This window comes from Streptomyces sp. NPDC027672, from assembly GCF_055566335.1.
Genome location: NZ_JBVHSO010000005.1, coordinates 145,784 through 168,107, shown reverse-complemented (window position 1 = coordinate 168,107; position 22,324 = coordinate 145,784). Strand labels below are relative to the sequence as shown.

Sequence of the window (22,324 nt, the reverse complement as noted above, 5' to 3'; positions counted from 1 at the left end):
GGAACCTCACTCGTTGTCTTGTGTCGCCGGGCTGGCTGTCGGAGGGCGGTCAGGGCCTTCTGAGGTTCTTGTCGATGAAGGCCAGGAGTTCGTCGGCGGTGGTGGCGTCGGCGAGGCCGCCGTCCCGCGCCGCCGGGGCCGGGGAGCCGGCCGGCAGCGTCTCGGCCGGGGCGGGCTGCTGCCGCCACGTGGACAGCAGCTCGGTCAGCCGCCGCTCCACGCCCTGCCGCAGGCGCGGTTCCGGAGGTGTCTCGGCGAGGGACCGCGTCAGCCGGTCCAGCTCGGCCAGGAGGCCGCCGCCTGATCCGGCCGGGGGGCCACCGGCCGCTACTCCCGGCGGGTCACCGCCTGGGTCACCCGGCGGATCACCGTCCGGTACGCCCGGCGGATCACCGTCCGGCACGGCCGACGGCTCACTGCCCGGCACGCCCCGCGAATCACCGTCCGCTACGCCCCGCAGGTCACCGCCCGGTACGCCCAGCGGCTCACCGCCCGGCGCGGCCGGCGGCTCGCCGTCCGGGCCGGCGGACCGGGGTCCGGCCTCGTCCGGCAGGGATGCCGACAGGTGGCCGGCCAGCCGCGCGGGCGTCGGGTGGTCGAAGACCAGCGTGACGGGCAGGTGCAGGCCGGTCAGCTCGTCGAGGCGGTTGCGGAGTTCGACGGCCGTCAGGGAGTCGAAGCCCAGGTCGAGCAGCCGGTCGTGCGCGTCCACGCCGGCCGGCGAGGGCCTGCCGAGGACCGTGGCCACCTCGCGGCGCACCAAGGTGAGCAGGACGTGTTCGCGCTGGTCGGGGCCGGCGTCCCGCAGGCGTTCGCGCCACGGCGCGACGGCCGGCGCCCGGCGCGCGGGGGCCGGCGTCTCGTGGGGCGGGGCCGCCGGGCCGGCCGCCAGCGCGCGCAGGACCGGGGCGAGCGTGCCCCGCCGGGCGTGCGCGCGCAGGACGGCGGCGTCCAGGCGGACCGGCACGAGCGCCGCCGTCCCGCGTCCGAGTGCCGTGTCGAACAGGGCGAGCGCCTCGGCGGACTCGAAGGCGGTGACGCCCGTCCGGGCCAGCCGGGCCCGGTCGGCGGTGCCGAGTCCGCCCGCCATGCCCTCCGTGCCGTCCCACCAGCCCCAGGCCAGCGCCGTGCCGGGCAGGCCCTGCGCGCGGCGGACCTCGGCGAGGGCGTCGAGGAAGGCGTTGGCCGCGGCGTAGTTGCCCTGTCCGGCGGCGCCCAGCACGCCCGCGACGGACGAGAAGAGCACGAAGGCGGTCAGGTACCGGTCCGCGGTCAGCTCATGCAGGTGCCAGGCCGCGTCGGCCTTCGCCCGCAGGACCCGGTCGACACGCTCGGGGGTGAGCGAGGCCAGCACGCCGTCGTCGAGCACCGCGGCGCAGTGCACCACGGCGCGCAGGGGCCGGTCGGCCGGAAGGGAGTCCAGGAGTAGGGCGAGGGCCTGGCGGTCGGAGACGTCGCAGGCGGCGAGGCGCACCTCGGCGCCCAGCCCGGCCAGCTCGGCGGCCAGGTGGGACGCGCCCGGGGCGTCCGGCCCGCGCCGTCCGGCGAGCAGCAGGTGCCGTACGCCGTGCGCGGTGACCAGGTGGCGGGCGATCCGGGCGCCCAGCCCGCCGGTGCCGCCGGTGACCAGGACGGTGCCGGCGGAGTCGAACACCGGGGCGGCGGGGCCGGGTCCGGCCGGGGCGGCGGCGAGCCGGGGCACGGTGACGGCACCGGCGCGCACGGCGAGCTGCTCCTCCCCCGACAGCGCGGCTGCCGGCAGTACGGCGGCCGAGGCGGGGTCCCGGTCGGTGTCCGCGAGGACGAGCCGGCCGGGGTGCTCGCTCTGCGCGGAGCGGCCGAGCCCCCATACCGCGCCGGCCGCCGGATCGGGTGCCGGGTCGCCGGGGGCGGCGGCCACCGCGCCGCGGGTCAGCAGCACCAGGCGGGTGCCGGCCAGGCGCGGCTCGGCCGACCAGCGCCGCAGCAGGCCGGCGGTGCCGTCGAGCGCGGTGCGCGTGCGTGCGGGGAGGGTGTCGTCCGGGTCCCCGGTGGCGGCCGGCGCGAACAGCACCCGGGGTGCCTCCGCGCCCTGGTCGAGCGCCGCCAGCAGGGTGTCGAGGCCGGTGTACCGCACGGCGCCCGGCACGGTGTCGGGGCCGTCCGCCGGGTCCGTGCCCAGCAGGGCCGCGTTCGTGGGTGCCGGGGCGGGGCCTGCGGGCAGGGCCGGCCACCGCAGCTCGTAGAGGGTCGGCAGCGCGGCGGGCTCTCCTCCGGCCGGTGCGGCCGGGCGCAGCAGCAGCGAGCCGACGGTGCCGACGTGCTCCCCGTCGGCGTCGGCGAGATGGAGGGACAGGGTCTCGCCGCGCGCGGTGAGCCGTACCCGCAGCCGGTCCGCGCCGACGGCGCGCAGCGCCACGTCGGTCCAGGCGAAGGGCAGGCGCGGGGCCGCGTCCTCGGTGTCGGCGGTGCCGCGCGGCGTGAGCAGGGCGGCGGCGTGCAGGGCCGCGTCCAGCAGGGCGGGGTGGAGGCCGAACCGTCCGGCGTCGGCGGCGGCGTCCTCGGGCAGCGCCACCTCGGCGAGGACGTCACCGTCGTGGAGCCACGCGGCGCGCAGTCCCCGGAAGGGCGGGCCGTACTCGACGCCGGTCGCGGCCAGTTCGTCGTACAGGCCCTCGACCGGCACCGGTACCGCGCCGGGCGGCGGCCAGGCGCCGGCGGGCGGCCGCTCGCCCGCGGGTGCCGGCCGGGTCAGCAGGCCGGTGGCGTGCAGGGTCCACGGCTCCTCGGGCGCGGCGGCGGCGCGGGCGTGCACGGACAGCCGGCGCCGGCCGTCGCCGTCGTCCCCGCTCACGCGCACCCGCAGGTGTACGGCGCCGGGGCCGGGCAGCGCCAGCGGAGTGTGCAGGGTGAGGTCGGCCAGGTGGCCGCAGCCGAGCCGGGCTCCCGCGTGCCGGGCCAGTTCCACGAAGGCGGCGCCGGGCAGCAGGACCTCGCCGCGCACCCGGTGACCGGCCAGCCAGGGGTGCGTACCGGGTGACAGCGCGCCGGTGAGGACCAGTTCGTCGGTGTCGGGGAGGTCCACGCAGGCGCCCAGCAGCGGGTGGTCCGGGGAGCGCAGCCCGGAGTCCGCCGGGACGGACGGTTCCGTCGCCGCCTCCAGCCAGAACCGTTCCGGCTGGAAGGCGTATGTCGGCAGGTCGACGCGCCGGGCGCCGGTCCCGGTGAAGTACGCCTCCCAGTCGACGGCGGTGCCGCGGACGTGCAGCCGGCCCAGCGCGTCGGCCAGTGCCTCCGCCTCGGGCCGGTCGCGGCGCAGCGCGGCGACGGCCGCCACGGCCGGGTCCCCGGCGCCCGCGGCCAGACCGGCGAGCGAGCCGTCGGGCCCGATGTCCAGCAGGGTCCGGGCGCCGTCCCGCACCAGTCGCCGTACCGCGTCGTGGAAGCGGACGGGCCTGCGCGCCTGTGCGGTCCAGTACGCCGGTGAGCACAGCTCCTCGGCCGTCGCCGGGCGTCCGGTCACCGTGGACACGAGGGGGATGCGCGGCGGGTGGAAGGTCAGGCCCTCGGCGACGGCGCGCAGGCCGGCGAGCATCGGTTCCATCTCGGGCGAGTGGAAGGCGTGGCTGACGCGCAGCCGGGTGATCCGGTGCCCGCGGTCGTCGAGCCGGTCCGCGACCGCGAGGACGTCGGCCGCCCGTCCCGACAGCACCACCGCGGCCGGGCCGTTGACGGCGGCCACCCCGACGTGCTCGGTGAGCAGGGGCAGCACCTCGGACTCGGGGGCGCCCACCGCCACCATGGCCCCGCCGGGCGGGAGCGCCTGCATGAGCCGGCCCCGGGCGGCCACCAGCGCGGCGGCGTCGGGCAGGCTCAGCACGCCGGCGACGTGGGCGGCGGCCAGTTCGCCGACGGAGTGTCCGGCCAGCACGTCCGGGCGGACGCCCCAGTGTTCGAGCAGCCGGAAGAGAGCCACCTCGACGGCGAACAGGGCCGGCTGGGTGTACGCGGTGGTGTCGAGCAGTCCCGGCTCCTCCGTGTCGTCCTCCGCGTCGACGACCTCGCGCAGCGGGCGCGCGAGATGGCCGTCCAGCTCCGCGCAGACCGCGTCGAACGCCTCGGCGAAGACGGGGTACCGGGCGCGCAACTGCCGGCCCATGCCGGGCCGCTGGCTGCCCTGTCCCGCGAACAGGAAGGCCAGGCCGCCGCCGGTGACGCGGCCCCGTTCCTGTCCGGGCACGGCTTCCCCGGAGCACAGGTCGTCCAGCCGCTCCAGGAAGTCCTCGCGGGTGGCGCAGACGAGGGCCGCCCGGTGCTCGAACGCGGTACGGCCGGTGGCCAGCGAGTAGCCGACGTCGAGCGGGCGCAGGTCCGGGCGGTCGGCCAGGCGCTGCCGCAGCCGGGCCGCCTGGGCGCGCAGCCCGTCGGCGCCGCGGGCCGACAGCAGCCAGGGCACGGCCTCACCGGCGGCCGGCACCCGGGGCTGCGCGCGGTGGGCGGCGGCCGGGTCCGGCGGAGCCTGTTCGAGGATGACGTGGGCGTTGGTGCCGCTGATGCCGAAGGAGGACACACCGGCCCGGCGCGGTCTGCCGGTCGTCGGCCACGGCACGCTGTCGTCGAGCAGCCGCACCGTGCCGGCGGACCAGTCGACGTGCGGCGTCGGCTCGTCGAGGTGCAGGGTCCTGGGCAGGGCGCCGTGCCGCATGGCCATCACCGTCTTGATGACGCCGGCGACGCCCGCGGCGGCCTGGGTGTGGCCGATGTTGGACTTGACCGAGCCGAGGAGCAGCGGTCGCTCGGCCGGGCGGTCCTGGCCGTAGACCGCGAGGACCGCCTCCGCCTCGATCGGGTCGCCGAGCGAGGTGCCGGTGCCGTGGGCCTCCACGGCGTCCACGTCGGCGGCCGTCAGCCCGGCGGCGGTGAGCGCCTGCCGGATGACCCGCTCCTGGGACGGTCCGTTGGGCGCGGTCAGCCCGTTGCTCGCGCCGTCCTGGTTGACGGCCGAGCCGCGGACCACGGCGAGCACGGGGTGGCCGTGGGCGCGGGCGTCCGACAGCCGCTCCAGCAGGAGGACGCCCGCGCCCTCGCCCCAGCCGGTGCCGTCGGCCGCCGCGGCGAACGGCTTGCAGCGCCCGTCGGCGGCGAGCCCGCGCTGGCGGGAGAACTCGACGAAGGGCGTGGGGGTCGCCATCACCGTCACGCCGCCGGCCAGCGCCAGGTCGCTCTCGCCCGAGCGCAGGGACTGCACCGCCAGGTGGAGCGCGACCAGCGAGGAGGAGCAGGCCGTGTCGACCGACACCGCGGGCCCTTCGAGGCCCAGCGTGTACGCCACCCGGCCGGACGCCACGCTGCCGGCCGTGCCGGAGGCGAGGTAGCCGGCGACCTCCTCGGGCACACGGCGCGCCCAGGACCCGTAGTCGTGGTACATCACCCCGGCGAAGACCCCGCTCCGGGTGCCGCGCAGGGCGGCCGGATCGATGCCGGCCCGTTCGACGGCCTCCCAGCTCGTCTGCAGCAGCAGGCGCTGCTGCGGGTCCATAGCCAGGGCCTCGCGCGGGTTGATCCCGAAGAAGGCGGCGTCGAAGTCCGCCGCGCCGCGCAGGAACGCGCCCCGGCGGGTGTAGCTGCGGCCCGGACGGCCCGGCTCGGGATCGTAGAGCTCTGCCAGGTTCCAGCCCCGGTCGGGCGGCATGTCGCCGACGGCGTCGGCGCCGGCGGCGACCAGCGCCCAGAAGGCGTCGGGCGTGGTGATGTCACCGGTGCCGGGAGTGCCCGGGTACCGGCAGGCCATGGAGACGATCGCGATCGGTTCGTCGTCGGCGGCCCGGCCGCGCAGCCGTGCCGGGCCGGGCTCGGTGGCCCCGGAGCCGAGGAGCGCGTCCGCCAGCCATCCGGCCAGCTCGCCCGGTGTGGGCTGGTCGAACACCAGCCCGGCCGGGAGGGTGAGCCCGGTCAGCGCGGAGAGCCGGTTGCGCAGTTCCAGTCCGGTGAGGGAGTCCATGCCCAGGTCGGCGAAGGCCCGCGTGTCGTGTGTCTCGTCCATCGGGTCCAGGCCCAGCACGGCGGCCGACTCCTCGCGCACCAGGGCGGCCAGGAAGCGCGGGCGTTCGGGTGCGGTCAGCGCGCGCACCCGCTCGGCGAGCGCGCCGGCCGGGGCGGCGGTGCGCCGGGAGCGCCGCGGGCCGCCGGCCGGGACGGGGCGCGGCAGACCGCGCAGCGGTGCCGGAACGGACCGGCTGCCGGCGTCGGCCGCGCGGCCGGCCCGGAGGGCGCCGGGGTCCAGGTGCACCGGTACCAGGGCGGGCGCGTCGGCGGCCAGGGCCGCGTCCAGGAGGGCGAGTCCGTCCGCGGTGGTCAGCGGCCGGACCCCGGTGCGGGCCAGGCGGTGCAGATCGGTGGCGTCGAGTCCGGCGGTCAGCCCGCTGCGTTCCTCCCACAGTCCCCAGGCCAGCGAGGTGGCGGGCAGGCCCTGGGCCCGGCGGTGGGCGGCGAGGGCGTCGAGGAAGGCGTTGGCCGCCGCGTAGTTGCCCTGTCCGGCCGAGCCGAGCACTCCGGCGGCGGAGGAGAACAGCACGAAGGCGGACAGGTCCAGGCCGCGGGTCAGTTCGTGCAGGTGCCAGGCCACATCGGCCTTGGGGCGCAGCACGCGGTGCAGGCGCTCGGGCGTCAGCGTCCCGACCGGGCCGTCGTCCAGCGTGCCGGCGGCGTGCACCACGGCCGTCAGCGGGTGCTCGGCCGGGAGCGCCGACCAGAGCCCGGCCAGGGCGTCGGTGTCGGTCAGGTCGCACGCGGCCACGGTGACCTGAGCGCCGTGCCCGGCCAGTTCGGCCCGCAGTTCCGCGGCGCCGGGGGCGTTCTCCCCGCTCCGGCTGACCAGCAGCAGGTGGCGTACGCCGTGCCCGGTCACCAGGTGGCGGGCGACGAGCCGGCCCAGCAGACCGGTGCCGCCGGTGACGAGGACGGTGCCGTCCGGGTCGAACACCGGGGAGGTCCGTGGCGCCGGGGTGGTGTGCCGGACCAGGCGGGGCACGTGGACGGTCCCGTCCCGCAGGGCCAGTTGGGGCTCGTCGCCGGCGGCCGCGGACGCCAGCACGCGGGCCGAGGCCTCGGTGCCGTCCACGTCGGCGAGGACGAAGCGGCCCGGGTGCTCGGTCTGGGCGGAGCGGAGCAGTCCCCATACGGCGGCCCCGGCGGGGTCGGCCGCGTCGGCGGCGGACACCGCCACGGCCCCACGGGTCACCAGCACCAGGCGCGCGTGCGCGAGCCGGTCGTCCGCGAGCCAGTCCTGGACGAGCGCGAGGACCCGCGCGACCGCCTCCGCCGCCGCACGGGGCGGCGCCCCGGCACCGGCGGCGCCCGGCACGGCACCGGCGGCGTTCGGTACGGCACCGCCGGCGCCCGGCACGGCACCGGCGCGGACGGATTCCGAACCATCATCGCGGACGGCTCCCGGGGCACCGGCACGGACGGCTTCCACGGCATCGGCGCGGACGGCCTCCAGAACCGACGTGGCACCGGCAAGGACGCCTTCCGCCACCGGCGTGGCATCGGCGAGGACCAGTTCCGGCACCGGCTCACCGGCGTCCAGCGCTTCCTGGAGCGCGGCCAGGCCGGCGTAGCGGAGCGCCGGCGCACCGGCGGCCGGCCCGGCGAGGACCGGACCGGTGTCCGCGCCGAGCACCACCGGGCGCGGTACGGCCTGCCCGTCGGGCGCGGCGAGGGCCGGCCAGTCCAGGCGGTACAGCGCCGCCGGGCCGGCGGGCCGGCCGGCCGTCAGGTCCTCGGGTACGGGCCGCAGGACGACGGAGCCGACGGCCGCGGTCCGCCGCCCCTGCGTGTCGTACGCCGTCAGCGATGCCTGTCCCGGTCCGGTGAGCGTCAGCCGTACCCGCAGGGCGGCGGCGCCGGGGGCCGTGACGGAGACGTGCTGCCAGGCGAACGGCAGCACGGCCGGGGCGCCGTCCGGGTCGTCCGCCGCGAGGCCGATGGTGTGCAGGGCGGCGTCGAGCAGGGCCGGGTGCAGTGCGTAGCGGTCGGCCTCGGCGGTCTCGGGGTCGGCGAGGGCCACCTCGGCGAGGACGGCGTCGCCGTGCCGCCAGGCCCGGGTCAGGCCCTGGAACGCGGGGCCGTAGCCGTAGCCGCGGTGGGCCAGCCGCTCGTAGAGGTCCGTGACGTCGAGGGGGGTCGCGCCGGGCGGCGGCCACGCGGCGAGGCCGGGGGTGTCGTCGTCGGCCTCCGTGCCGGCCGTGGCGAGGAGACCGTCGGCGTGCCGGGTCCACGGCTCCTCCGCGCCGCCGTCCTCGTGCCGGGAGAAGATCCGCACGGGCCGGCGGCCCGCCTCGTCGGGTGTGCCGACCGTCACCTGGAGGGCGGTGTGGCCGGAGGGCGGGGCGAGGAGCGGGGCGGTCAGGCTGAGTTCGTGCAGGACCTCGCAGCCGACGTGGGCGCCGGCGCGCAGCGCCAGTTCGGCGAAGGCGGTGCCCGGCAGCAGGACGGTGCCGGCGACCCGGTGGTCCTCGAGCCAGGGCTGCGCCCGGTCCGTGAGGCGGCCGGTGAGGACGTGTTCGCCGGTGGCCGCCAGGTGCACGGCCGACGACAGCAGCGGGTGGTCGAGCGGCCGGCCCGCGCCGGGCGCGGCCGGGGTGGCGGGAGCGTCCAGCCAGTACCGCTTGCGCTGGAAGGGGTAGGTGGGCAGTTCCGCCGGCGGCCCGTCGGCGTGGCCGAGGACCGCCGTCCAGTCGACCTCGCCGCCCCGGGTGAAGTCCTCGGCGGCGTCCGCCACCGGGCCGGCCGCGGGTACGCCGTTGCCGGGCGCCGGGTGGGCCACCACGCCCTGGGCGCCGGCGGCCACGGCGGCCAGGCCCGCGAGCAGGTCTTCGCGGCCGGTGCCCAGGACCACGGCCCGGTGCTCGAACGCCGAACGGGTGGTGGCCAGGGCGCGGGCGACGGCGTGCGGGTCCGCGGTGTCCGGGTCGCGTGTCACGGCGCCCGCCAGCCGCTCGGCCAGGGCGCGCAGCGCGCCGGGGGTCCGTGCGGAGAGCATCCAGGGCACGGTGTCCGGGCCGCCGGGCGACGCGGACGACGGGCTGTCCGGGCCGCCGGGCGACGCGGACGGCGGGCTGTCCGCGGGCCGGGGACCGGGCTCGCCGTGCGGTTCTTCGAGGATGACGTGGGCGTTGGTGCCGCTCATCCCGAACGAGGACACGCCCGCCCGGCGCGGACCGTCCGCCTTCTCCCACGCCGTGTTCTCGGTCAGCAGCGCCACCGCGCCGGCCGACCAGTCCACCTCGGGCGACGGCTCGTCCACGTGCAGCGTCCTGGGCAGCACCCCGTGCCGCATCGCCAGCACCATCTTGATCACACCCGCCACACCGGCGGCGGCCTGCGGATGCCCGATGTTGGACTTCACCGAGCCGAGCCGGACGGGCTGCGCGGCGCCCCGGTCCCGGCCGTAGGTGGCGAGGATGGCCTGTGCCTCGATGGGGTCGCCGAGCCGGGTGCCGGTGCCGTGGGCCTCGACGGCGTCCACGTCGGCGGCCGTCAGTCCGGCGGCGGTGAGCGCCTGCCGGATGACCCGCTCCTGGGACGGTCCGTTGGGCGCGGTCAGCCCGTTGCTCGCGCCGTCCTGGTTGACGGCGGAGCCGCGGACCACGGCGAGCACCCGGTGCCCGTTGCGCCGCGCGTCCGACAGCCGCTCCAGCACCACCACGCCGACGCCCTCGGCCCAGCCCGTGCCGTCGGCGGCGGCCGCGAAGGCCTTGCAGCGCCCGTCCGGCGACAGCCCGCGCTGGCGGGAGAACTCCAGGAACACACCGGGACCGGACATGACGGTCACCCCGCCCGCCAAGGCGAGCGAGCACTCCCCCTGGCGCAGCGCCTGCGCGGCCAGGTGCAGCGCGACCAGCGAGGACGAGCACGCCGTGTCGACCGACACCGCGGGTCCTTCGAGGCCCAGCGTGTAGGCGACCCGGCCCGAGATCACGCTCGGGGCGCCGCCGGTGAGGGCGTAGCCGTCCGCGCCGCCGGCCGGGTCGGCCAGGCGCGGGCCGTACTCGCCGGCGGACGCGCCGACGTAGACCCCGGTGTCGGTGCCGCGCAGGGCGGCGGGGTCGATGCCGGCCCGCTCGAACGCCTCCCAGCTCGTCTCCAGCAGGAGCCGCTGCTGCGGGTCCGTGGCGAGTGCCTCGCGGGGGCTGATGCCGAAGAACTCGGCGTCGAAGTCGGCGGCGTCGTAAAGGAATCCGCCGCTGCGGGTGTACGTGGTGCCGGGCCGGCCCGGTTCCGGGTGGAACAGCCGGTCCAGGTCCCAGCCGCGGTCGCCGGGCATGCCGCCGATCGCGTCGCCGCCGGACGCGACGAGGGTCCACAGGTCCTCGGGGGAGGTCACCGCGCCGGGGTAGCGGCAGGCCATGCCGACGATCGCGACCGGTTCGGCGGCGGCGGCCGGGCGCGGGGCGTCCGGGTGAGCGGACCGCTCCCGGCCGCCGTCGTCCTCGCCGGTGAGCAGGCCGAGGACGAGCCGGGTCACGGCCTGGGGCGTGGGGTGGTCGAAGACGAGGGTGGCCGGCAGGCGCAGTCCGGTGGCGGCGTTCAGCCGGTTGCGCAGTTCCACCGCGGTGAGCGAGGTGAGGCCCAGTTCGTGGAAGGTGCGTCGGTCCCGGATCCGCCGCGAGGAGTCGAAGCCGAGCACGGCGGCGACGGTCCGGCGGACGACGGCGGCCACTTCCTCCGTGCGCTCCGCGGGCCCGAGCCCGGTGAGCCGCCGGGCCAGGTCCGCGGCGGAGGGCTGGGCGGCGGCCGTCCGGCGGGCCTCGGGCAGCGTGTCGAACAGGGGCCGGGGCCGGGCCGCCGTCGCGGCGGGGAGGAAGGTGTCCCAGTCGACGCGGGCGACGGTGACGCAGACGTCCTCGCCCGCGAGGGCCCGGTCCAGCGCGGCGAGGCCCTCCTCCGGGCGGAGCCGTCCCAGGCCGATCCGGGCGAACGCGTCCGCGACGGCCGTGCCGTCCGCCATGCCGCCGCCGTCCCAGGCGCCCCAGGCGATCGAGGTGGCGGGCAGGCCCTCGGCTCGCCGGCGTTCGGCGAGGGCGTCGAGGAAGGCGTTGCCGGGGGCGTATCCGCCCTGTCCGGCCAGGCCCCAGGTGGCGGCCACGGAGGAGAAGAGGACGAAGGCGGCCAGGTCCCGGTCGCGGGTCAGCTCGTCCAGGGTGCGGGCCGCCGCCGTCTTGGCGTGCAGCGCCCGTTCCAGCTGAGCCGGGGTCAGCGCGTCGAGCAGGGCGTCGTCGAGCTGTCCGGCCGCGTGCACCACGGTGGTCAGCGGCAGCTCCGCCGGTACGGCGGCGAGTACGGCGGCGAGGGCGTCGCGGTCGGCGGCGTCGCACGCGGCGAACGTGACGCGCGCCCCGAGCGCTTCGAGGCCGGCGCGCAGTTCCCCGGCTCCGGGCGCCTCTTCCCCGCGGCGGCTCACCAGCAGCAGGTGCTCGGCGCCGGCTGCGGCCAGCCATCGCGCGACCCGGCCGCCCAGCGCGCCCGTGCCGCCGGTGACCAGGGCGGTGCCGTGGGTCCGCCAGGGCCGGTGGGCGCCGGCCCTGGCCGGCGCGTGTTCCAGGCGGCGGGCCAGCACGCCGTGCGGTCGCAGCGCCAGTTGGTCCTCGTCGCCCGCCGCGCCGGCGAGCACGCGGCCCAGCCGCTCGGCCGAGGCGTCGTCGGGGTGTTCGGGCAGGTCGAGGAGGCCGCCCCACCGTTCGGGGTGCTCCAGCGCGGCGATCCGCCCCAGTCCCCACCACTGCGCCTGGCCGGCGTCGCGGACCGGATCGTCGGGTCCGGTGCCCACGGCCCCGGTGGTGGCGCACCACAAGGGGGCGGGCACCTCCAGGTCGCCGAGCGCCTGGGTGAGGGCGAGGAGGCTGGACGGTCCGGCCGTACGACTGTGGGCGGGTCCCGGCAGGAAGAGGACGCCGGCCGGCGGGGCCGCCTCCAGGTGGGGGCGCAGGAGCGCGCCGACGGCCGCGCGGTCGGCGTCCGGGGGCAGGCACACCTGGCGTACGGCGGCGCCGTGGGCGGTGAGCGCGCGCACCGCCGCCTCGGCCCACGGGGCGGGCGGTGTGCCGTCGGGGAGGACGACGAGCCAGGTCCCGTGCGCCGTGGCGGCCGGGGCGGGGGCCAGGCGGCGCCAGGTGATCCGGTAGCGCAGGCCGTCCAGGCCGGCGTCGGACCGCCGCCGGCTGTGCCAGCGGGACAGCGCGGGCAGCGCGGCGGTCAGTGCCGCGACGGCGGGGTCGTCGGGTGTGCCGGGGCCGTCGAGGCCCACTTCCTCGGCGAAGGCCTCCGGGTCGCCCTGCTCCACGGCCGTCCAGAACCGCCGCTCCCGCTCGTCGGACGTGCCCGTGCGGGGCCGGGGCGTCTCCAGCCAGTGCCGTTCCTTGCGGAAGGGGTAGACGGGCAGCTCGGAGTGGCGCGCGTCGCCGCCGGCGAAGAGCACGTCCCAGTCCACGCCGACGCCCTGGGCGAAGTCCTCGGCGGCGGACGCCACCAGGGCGGGGACGGCACCGGCGTCACCGGCCGTCCCCCGCACCACCACGCCCCGGGCGCCGGCGGCCACGGCGGCCAGGCCCGCGAGCAGGTCCTCGCGGCCGGTGCCCAGGACCACGGCCCGGTGCTCGAACGCCGAACGGGTGGTGGCCAGCGTGTACGCCACGTCCACCGGCCGCGGCGGGTGCTCGGCGGTCAAGTGCCGCGCGAGCCGCAGGGCCAGCTCGCGCAGGGCCTCGGGGTGCTTCGCGGACAGCACCAGCGGCAGCGGGGCCGGGAAGGCACCGGCGTCCGGTGCGGGAGCGGACGCGGAGGGCTCGGGTTCGGGTTCGGGTTCGGGTTCTTCGAGGATGACGTGGGCGTTGGTGCCGCTGATCCCGAACGAGGACACCCCGGCCCGGCGCGGTCCGTCCGCCTTCTCCCACGGGGTGTTCTCGGTCAGCAGCGCCACCGCGCCGGCCGACCAGTCCACCTCGGGCGACGGCTCGTCCACGTGCAGCGTCCTGGGCAGCACCCCGTGCCGCATCGCCAGCACCATCTTGATCACACCCGCCACACCGGCGGCGGCCTGCGGATGCCCGATGTTGGACTTCACTGAGCCGAGCAGCACCGGGCGGCCGGCCGGACGCTCCTGTCCGTACGTCGCGAGGATCGCCTCGGCCTCGATGGGGTCGCCGAGCCGGGTGCCGGTGCCGTGGGCCTCCACGGCGTCCACGTCGGCCGCCGTCAGCCCGGCCCCGGCGAGGGCCTGCCGGATCACCCGTTCCTGGGCGGGGCCGCTCGGTGCGGTCAGCCCGTTGCTGGCGCCGTCCTGGTTGACGGCGGAGCCGCGGACCACGGCGAGCACCCGGTGCCCGTTGCGCCGCGCGTCCGAGAGCCGTTCCACGAGCAGGACACCGACGCCCTCGCCCCAGCCGGTGCCGTCGGCGGCGGCCGCGAACGCCTTGCAGCGCCCGTCCGGCGACAGCCCGCGCTGGCGGGAGAACTCCACGAACGTGCCGGGCGTCGGCATCACCGTCACGCCGCCCGCCAGCGCGAGGGAGCACTCCCCCCGGCGCAGCGACTGCGCGGCCAGGTGGAGCGCGACCAGCGAGGACGAGCAGGCCGTGTCGACCGACACCGCGGGCCCTTCGAGACCGAAGACGTAGGCCAGCCGGCCGGAGGCCACGCTCCCGGCGGTGCCGGTGAGCAGGTGTCCGTCCGTGCCGTCCCCGGCTTCGTGGAGGCGCGGTCCGTAGTCGGAGGCCATGAGGCCCGTGAAGACGCCGGTGCTGCTGCCGCGCAGGGCGGCGGGGTCGAGCCCGGCCCGCTCGAACGCCTCCCACGCCGTCTCCAGCAGGAGCCGCTGCTGCGGGTCGGTCGCCCGGGCCTCACGCGGCGACATCCCGAAGAACTCGGCGTCGAACCGGTCGGCGTCGTGCAGGAAGCCGCCGTGCCGGGTGGTGGAGGTGCCCGGGTGCGCGGGATCGGGGTGGTAGAGGGCGTCGAGGTCCCAGCCCCGGTTGTCCGGGAACGGGGTGATCGCGTCCCGGCCGTCGGCGACCAGCCGCCACAGGTCGTCGGGGCCTTCCACGCCGCCCGGGAAGCGGCAGGCCATCCCCACGATGGCCACGGGTTCGTCGTCGGGTACGGCGGCCGGCCGGGCGGCGGGCACCGCGGCGGGGGCGGCGCCGGACAGGGCGGTCCGCAGGTGGGCGGCCAGGGCGCGCGGGGTGGGGTGGGCGAAGACGGTGGTGGCGGACAGGCGCAGGCCGGTGGCGGCGTTGAGGCGGTTGCGCAGTTCCACGGCGGCGAGCGAGTCGAAGCCCAGCGCCTTGAAGTCCAGGTGCGGGTCGACCGCGGCGGCGGAGTCGTGGCCCAGTACGGCGGCGGTCTCGTCCTCGACCAGCCCGAGCAGCAGGGCCTCCCGGTCCTGCTCCGCCGCCGCGGCCAGCCGCTGCGCCCAGGACCGCCCGGTCCCGGCGTCGGGCCCGGCGACCGCCTCGGTGCCGGCGGCCGTGGTGCCGGTCTCCGCGGTGGCGGGCCGGTCCGTGGGCAGCCAGTACGTCCGGCGCTGGAAGCCGTACGTGGGCAGGTCGGCCGGGCGGGCGCCGGGGAACACCGGTGCCCAGTCCACGCCGGCCCCGGCCACGTGGGCCTGGGCGAGCGAGGTCAGCAGCCGGGCCCGGTCGCCCTGGTCGCGGCGGAGGGTGCCGAAGACGGCCGCCGGGTCGTCCGCCGCGGTGGCCAGATCGATGGTCTCCTGGACGCCCACGGCGAGGACGGGGTGCGGGCTGGACTCGACGAACAGCCGGTGACCGTCGGCGAGGAGCGCGCGGACGGTCTCCTCGAACCGGACGGTCCCGCGCAGGTTGCGATACCAGTACTTGGTGCCCAGCTCCGTGGTGTCCGCCACGCGGGCCGCGGTCACGGTCGAGTAGAAGGCGATGCCGGCGGCGGGCCGGGGGGTGATGTCGGCGAGGGCGTCGAGGAGTTCCTCCCGTACGGCCTCGACGCCCGGGGAGTGCGAGGCGTAGTCGACGTCGATACGGCGGGCGCGGACGTCCTCCGCCTGGTAGGCGGCCAGCAGCCGGTCGAGTACGGCGGTCTCGCCCGCCAGCACGGTGGAGGACGGCCCGTTGACGGCGGCGACGGCGAGCCGGTCGCCCCAGGGCGCGATGCGGTCCGCGACCTCGGCGGCCGGCAGCGGTACGGAGATCATCCCGCCGGTGCCCGCGAGCCGGGCGAGGGCCCGCGAGCGCAGCGCGACGATCTTCGCGGCGTCGCGCAGCGTCAGCACGCCGGCCACCTGCGCGGCGGCGATCTCGCCCTGGGAGTGGCCGACGACGGCGTCGGGTGTCACGCCGTGGGCCCGCCAGACCTCCGCGAGCGCGACCATGACGGCCCACAGCACGGGCTGCACCACGTCGACCCGGTCCAGCGACGGCGCGCCGGGTTCCTCCCGCAGCACCGCGGTCAGGGACCAGTCGACGAACGGGGAGAGGGCACGTTCGCACTCCGCGATCCGCCGGGTGAAGGGCTCGCTGCTTGCGAGCAGCCCGCGTCCCATCGCCGCCCACTGCGAGCCCTGGCCGGGGAAGACCAGGACGGTCCGGCCGCGCGCGGCCGGCCCGGCGGAGACGACGGCGTTCCTGGCCGGCCGGCCCTCGCCGACGGCGGCGAGTCCGGCGAGGAGCTCCTCCCGGCCGGCGCCCACGACCACCGCGCGGTGCGCGAACGCCGTCCGGGTGGTGACCAGGGAGTGCCCGATGTCGGCCGCGTCCAGTGCGGGCCGCTCCGACACGAACTCGGCGAGCCGCGCGGCCTGCGCCCGCAGTGCCTCGGCGGTGCGCGCCGACAGGACCCACGGCACGGGGGCCGTCTCCTGCGGATCGGGCGTCCGGTCCGGTCCGGGAGCGGGGGCCGTCTCCTGCGGGCCGGGCGTCCGTTCCGGTCCGGCGGTGGGGACGCGTGGCGCCTCGGCGAGCACCACGTGGCAGTTGCTGCCGCCCAGGCCGAAGGAGCTGACGCCGGCCACGAGGTCGCGTCGCTCGTCCGGCCACGGGGTCAGCTCCGTCTGGACGCGCAGGTTCAGCTCGTCCAGCGGGATACGGGGGTGGGGGCTCTCGTGGTGCAGGGTCGGCGGGAGCCGCCGGTGCTTCAGGCTCAGGGCCACCTTGACCAGCCCGGCGATGCCCGCGGCGCCTTCCAGGTGACCGATGTTGGTCTTGACGGACCCGACGCGCAGCGCGGGCGTGTCCGCGCTGCGGTCGCGGCCCAGGGCCGCTCCCAGCGCGGCGGCCTCGACCGGGTCGCCGGCCGGTGTTCCCGTGCCGTGCAGTTCGACGTACTGGATGTCGTCGGGGGTGGTGCCGGCGCGTGCGTGGGCCCGCCGGATCACCTCTTCCTGGGCGCGGGGGTCGGGCGCCGTCAGGCTGTCGCCGCCGCCGTCGTTGTTGGTGGCGCTGCCGCGGATCACGCAGACGACCGGATCGCCGTCGGCGAGGGCCCGGTCGAGGGGCTTGAGGACGACGAGCGCGCCGCCCTCGCCCCGGACGTAGCCGTTGGCGCGGGCGTCGAAGGTGCGGACCCGTCCGTCCGGGGACAGACCGCCCATGGCGTCCGACAGGGCGGTGCTCTCCGCGGCCAGGGCCAGGTTGACGCCGCCGGCCAGCGCCAGTTCGCTCTCGCCGCGGCGCAGGCTCTCGCACGCCAGGTGCACGGCCACCAGCGAGGACGACTGCGCCGAGTCGACCGTCAGACTCGGCCCGCGCAGGCCCAGCCGGTAGGAGACGCGGTTGGCGATGATGCCGCGTTGCAGTCCCGTGAGCCAGTGCCGGCCGACGGCGCCGGTGCCCTGCCGGTGCAGCAGGGTGGCGTAGTCGTCCCAGATGGCGCCGACGAACACACCGGTGCGGCTGCCCGCCAGGCGCTCGGGGAGGAGGCGGGCGTCTTCCAGGGCCTCCCAGCCCAGTTCCAGGGTCAGCCGCTGCTGGGGGTCCATCGCCAGGGCCTCGCGCGGACCGATCCCGAAGAACGCCGCGTCGAACCCGGTGACGGCGGACCAGTCCAGGAAGCCCCCGTGCCCGCTGCCCCACCGCTCGGGGGGCGTGGGGACGACGGCGTCCGTTCCTTCGCTGAGCAGACGCCAGTACGCGTGCGGGGAGGGCGCTCCGGGCAGCCGGCAGGAGACGCCGATGACCGCGATCGGGGTGTCCGCCGCGGGGAGCCGGCCGGCGCCTGCCGTGTGTCCGCTGTCCATGGGAACGCGACCTTTCGGGGTTCTCGGCGGTCAGCCGGTGACTGACGGGGCGGCCGGCCGCGTGGCCGGTGAGCGGTGCGGTTCTCGTGGCCGTCCGCGACGGCGGACGATCGGTGAGCGTGCGGCGGCGCGGCCCCGTGCGCGTTGCGCGAGCGGCCTCCGCCGGCACGGCGGGACGCGCGGCCGCGACGCGGTGCGCGGTGCCGTACCCGGGCCGGTTGGGGACGGCGGTGGCGACGGAAAGGTCACAGGTCGCGGCGGCACCGCGGACGCGTGGCCGGGGTCACCACGACGACCGTGCGCTCACCGCGTGTCAACACCAGCGGATAGCGGCCGGGCGATGGGATTGCGTCAGCGGAACAGGCGGCGAAACAGGCGGGAACGCAGGCGTGAACGAGCCAGTCGTCCTCTTCGAACCCGTATCGCCTTCACTGCGGACAACGGCGGAAGAACTCATAGAGCGTCATCTTTCGGTGTCGGACTCGCTGGAACAGGAGCGACATCGAAGTCAACCGGACCACACTGTCCGCTGTGACGGTATTGCTGCGCGATGCGCTGCCGGAAGAAAGCAAATGGATCATCACTTGCTCTCCGAGTACATGTCAACCGACATCTGGCCGGATCCCTTTCTCCACGCCAGGGTGGCGGAAAAGACCCGTCGATTTCCGGCCGTCGCGCAATCGGTTCTGATCTCCGCGACTCGTTCAGATAAGCCCGGACAAAGGTCGATGTGTGCGCCGGATGAACGCCGAGCACGCGTTCCCGGGCGCACGAGGGCACTGGCTGATAAAGGAGCGGGCGGCCGGCGCAGCGAGCCGGGGTCACCGCTCGCCGCGCTCCGTTCCGCCCAGGTTCTGGAGGCAGGTGAGGGCGCGCAGGACGTAGACGTCCGCGAGGGCGGGCACGTCGAAGACCAGTCCGCGCGGCCCGGTGGAGTCGGGCCGGCTGGGGAAGGATCCGTCGCCGGCCTGCCGGGAGAGCAGATAGCCGAGGCCGCGCCGCAGCGAGGGTTCCGAGGCCGCGCCGGCGACCGCCTCGGTGCCGAGGGAGAAGGCCGTGCTCACGGGATCGCTGGGCTCGCCCGGCCGCTGGCCCCACCCGCCGTCCGCGTTGCGGCTGACGGCCAGGTAGCCCAGGGCGCGGCCGGTCGCCTCCCGCGCGGCCCGGCGTACCGCCGGGTCGGGGACCAGGTTGGCGCGGCGCAGCGCCCACTGCGTCCGGAACAGGGCGTTGGCGTCGCTGCGGCTCCATCCTTCCTCGTAGGTTCCGGCAGGGTTCTGGCGTCCGGTGATGAACGTGAGGGCGCCGGCGAGCACTTCCGGTGCGCCGGGTGCGGCGGGGTCGAGCGTGCCGGCCGCGGCGGCGGTCATCACCACTTCGGACGGCGCGCCCGCCCGGTAGGTGGGGAAGCCGCCGTCGGCGCCGCGCAGCGCCAGGAGGTAGTGCTCGCCCGCCCGGACGGCGCCGTGGTGGCGGGCAGGGTCGGTCGCGCGCAGTGCCTCCAGCACCACGCAGGTGGTGTCCACGTCGGTCTGCTCGACCCGGGGCGCGTACGCCCAGCCGCCGTCGGCGCCCTGGAGACGGGCGAGACGGCCGCAGACGCGGTGCGCGGCGCTGCGGGCCGCTTCGTCGGCGCTGCCGGCCAGGGCCGACGCGGCGAGCGCGGAGACGAACACTTCCTCACCGCAGATGAACGGGAACCCGCCGTCGGCTCTCTGATGGGCCAGCAGCCGTGCCACGCCGGCCGTGACCACGTCCTCGTGTCCGCCCAGGCGGGCGAGTGCGTGCAGGGTCAGCAGGTGGCACAGCACGTGCCCCTCCCAGATGCCCGGGCCGCGCTGCGCGGCGAGCAGCAGCCGGCGCCGGGCGGTGTCCGCGCGGCCGGTCTCGATGACCAGGCACGCCGTCACCACGGCCGCGCTCCACGGATGCAGGTCCGCCGTCGTCCCGCCGAGGTCCGCGGGTGACGCGGAACCGGGGGCGGCCCCGGGGCCTGCCAGCGCGGTGTCCACGGCGCGCAGCAACAGGCGCTTGCGCGCACCGGTGAAGTGGACGAAGTTGTCCAGGACCGCACCCAGCGCCCGCCCGGATCCTCCCGGCCGCAGCGCGGCGGCGGCGACCAGCGCGTCGAGGCGGGGCTCCGGCCGGGCTGCGGCGCGGTGCCGCAGATGGCCGGTCAGCCTGGCCGCGGCGGCCGGATGCGGGGCGTACCGGCGCAGCAGGGGCAGCGCCAGCGCGGACTCCAGTGCGCGGCTGCGGCAGGGGGCCTGGACCAGCCCGTCCCGGCCGATCCGCGCCAGAACGCGCCCGGCCAGCCGCTGCCGGGCCGCCGTCAGACCGTCTCGCGGGGAGGGGACCACGCCCATGGCTGTCACCATGCACCCGTACCGGTGCCGCGTCCAAACCGTCCCGACTGCCGTACGGACACCGGCTCCATGGTTGCGCCCCGGCCGGGTCCGGTCCGCCGGTGAGGTGCCCCGGGCGGGCGGTGCGCCGTCCGCCCGCCCGGGGGCCGTACGCGGCGCGGGGCGCCGGTGGTCCGGTTACTTCAGTCCGTCGTTCAGCGCGGTCATCAGCTGACCGTTCGGCGTGTCGCCGGACATCTCCCAGACGAAGCCGCCCAGCAGTCCCTTGGACTTGATCCAGGCCGTCTTCTTCCCGATCGACCAGGCGTCGTCGAACGTCCACCACTGGCCGCCCGGACCGGTGTAGCCGTACGTCGACACGGACTGCTCGTCGTGCCGGACGGTCAGGGACGGGAAGCTGGTGATCAGGTTCTGGTAGCCGCGCACCCCGGCCTCGGTGTCGAACTGGCCGGGCGCCGCGCCGTTGGCGTCCTGCCACTCACCGGCGACCCCGCCGTCGGTCACGCCCTGCCAGCCGCGCCCGTAGAACGGGAAACCCACCGTCAGCTTGCGGGGGTTGACCCCGGCGTCGAGATAGACCTTGATCGCGTTCTCGATGCTGAAGTGGAAGGGGTACGGGTCCTGCGCGTCGGCGTACAGGTTGGAGCCGTGGCCGGCGCGCTTGGGCTCCCAGGAGTTGTCGCTGCCGGCGCCGTGGAAGTCGTACCCCTGCACGTTGGCGTAGTCGAGCGAGTCGAAGATGCGGCCCAGGTCCCAGCCGGCGGAGATCTTCGCCGGGTCGGCCGGGGTGAACGCGGTCAGCAGCCGGTGTTCGCCGCCGAGCGCGTCGAGCTGCTTGCGGAACTCGGCGAGCAGCGCGGTCAGGTTGGCCTTGTCCTGGGTGCCGTAGTGGTTGCCCGGGTGTCCTTCGGAGCCGGGCCACTCCCAGTCGATGTCGATGCCGTCGAAGATCCCGGCGGCCGTGCCCGGGCCGCCCGCGCCGTTGTAGACGGGCAGATCGCCCTTGATCCACACGTCGACGCAGGACTTGACGAACTTCTCCCGGGAGGCCTGTGTGGCGGCGGCGTCCGAGAAGAACTTCGAGTACGTCCAGCCGCCGAGCGACACCACGGCCTTCAGCTTCGGGTACTTGGCCTTGAGCTTCTTCAACTGGTTGAGGTTGCCCCGGAGTTTGCCCCAGCCGTCGTCGGCGACGCCGTCCACCGACTGCGCGGCCGACATGGGACGCGCGTAGTCGGCGTCCGCGTCGCCCGCGCCGGTGCCCTCGTCGGGGTCCTGCGGGTTGGCGGAGACGCCCTTGGTGACCCCCGCCTGGCAGGTGAGGTTGGCCGGATCGAGGTTCTCGAAGGCGTAGTTGACCACGTCCAGCTTGGCCGCGGCGCCCGAGGTGTCGAGGTTCTTCACGAAGTACTGGCGGCCGTAGATGCCCCACTGCGCGAAGTAGCCCACCTTGAGCTGCCTGCCCGCCCCGGCCACGTCGTCGGTGGTGGCGGTGACCGCGTTGGAGGCCGGTGAGCTGTTGTCGGCGGTGTCGCGGGCCTTGACGGTGAAGGTGTAGGCGGTGGCGGGTGAGAGCCCGTCGACGGTGGCCGTCGTGGTGTCCGCGCCGACGGACTTCACCAGGGTGCCGCCGCGGTACACGTCGTAGGCGGCGACGCCCACGTTGTCCGTGGACTTGTCCCAGGCCAGGGCGATGCTGGAGGCCGTCTTGCCGGTGGTGCGCAGGGTGCCGGGCGCGGTCGGCGGGGTCGGGTCGGTCGCCGGGTCGACGGTCTTGACGGTGAGCGGGGCGCTCGCCGGTCCCACGTTCCCGCGGGTGTCCTTGGCGCGCACGGTGAACGTGTAACCCGTCGCCGGGCTCAGGCCGGTGACGGTGGCCGAGGTGCCGGTCGCGGTGGCCACGGTGTCCGAGCCGCTGAGCACCTCGTACGAGGCCACGGCGTGGTCGCCGCCCTGTGCGGCGGTCCAGCCCAGCGCGACCGAGTGCGCCGTGACCGCGGTCGCCTTCGGCGTGCCGGGCGCGGTCGGCGGCACGTCGGGGGTGCCGTCGCACTTGTCGCCGTTGACGGTGCAGCCGGTCGGGGCGGCGATCGGCCCGTTGGCGATGAACCAGTAGCTGTACGGTTCGGTGCTGCCGCCGGCCGGGACACCGGCGTTGTAGAAGGCGTTCTTCACGGTCACGTGCCGTCCGGAGACGGTCGCGTCGCCGTTGTAGTGGCCGGTCACGGAGACCCCGGCCGGCAGGTCGAACTCCAGGCTCCAGCCGCTGACGGCGGCCGGGCCGCTGTTGCGGACGACGTACGTGCCCTTCCACCACGAGCCGTTGTCCTGGGTGGTGAACGCCGCCGTCAGCGTCCCGGCCGCGTGGGCGGGCGCGGCGAGCGCGGTGAGCAGTCCGAGCGGCAGGAGCAGCGCGGCGCCCAGGGCGGCGATCCACCGCCGCGACCGGGCATCACGACGCCGGACGCCTGGTACGGCGCCGGTGCCGGGGCTGGGGAGTGTCCCGCGCGGGTGTCTGCGGGACGGGGTGAGCGGTGGTCTGCGCCGGTGGAACATGGTTCTCCCTGTTGTCGTGGGGTGGTACAGGGGTGAGGTGAACCGTGCGTGCGCGTTGCCTGACCGAGCGCTCACAACGTAGAAGGTCTGGACCAATGCGTCAACGGGCTGGGAAGCAGGGGACGAGTCCGGCGGGGAGACGTGGGTCCGCGCG

The 22,324-nt window shown here is 76.7% G+C and carries 3 protein-coding genes; all 3 read right to left on the bottom strand.

Annotated elements, in window-relative coordinates:
* Positions 1–49 precede the first annotated feature (49 nt).
* Complete coding sequence (locus ACZ4SV_RS14525; RefSeq protein WP_468004359.1) at positions 50–17,248, bottom strand: SDR family NAD(P)-dependent oxidoreductase; 17,199 nt, start codon at positions 17,246–17,248, stop codon at positions 50–52.
* 821 nt (positions 17,249–18,069) lie between these two features.
* Entirely contained in the window at positions 18,070–19,614 is a 1,545-nt protein-coding gene (locus ACZ4SV_RS14520; protein ID WP_468004357.1) for a prenyltransferase/squalene oxidase repeat-containing protein, read from the bottom strand.
* Between the two features lie 177 nt (positions 19,615–19,791).
* Entirely contained in the window at positions 19,792–22,170 is a 2,379-nt protein-coding gene (locus tag ACZ4SV_RS14515) for a glycosyl hydrolase family 18 protein (RefSeq protein WP_468004355.1), read from the bottom strand.
* Between the last annotated feature and the right edge of the window lie 154 nt (positions 22,171–22,324).

What these genes read in the sequence shown, in the direction of transcription:
- ACZ4SV_RS14515 (WP_468004355.1), bottom strand. Translation starts at nt 22,170, where the DNA reads ATGTTCCACCGGCGCAGACCACCGCTCACCCCGTCCCGCAGACACCCG.
- ACZ4SV_RS14525 (WP_468004359.1), bottom strand. Translation starts at nt 17,248, where the DNA reads ATGGACAGCGGACACACGGCAGGCGCCGGCCGGCTCCCCGCGGCGGAC.
- ACZ4SV_RS14520 (WP_468004357.1), bottom strand. Translation starts at nt 19,614, where the DNA reads ATGGGCGTGGTCCCCTCCCCGCGAGACGGTCTGACGGCGGCCCGGCAG.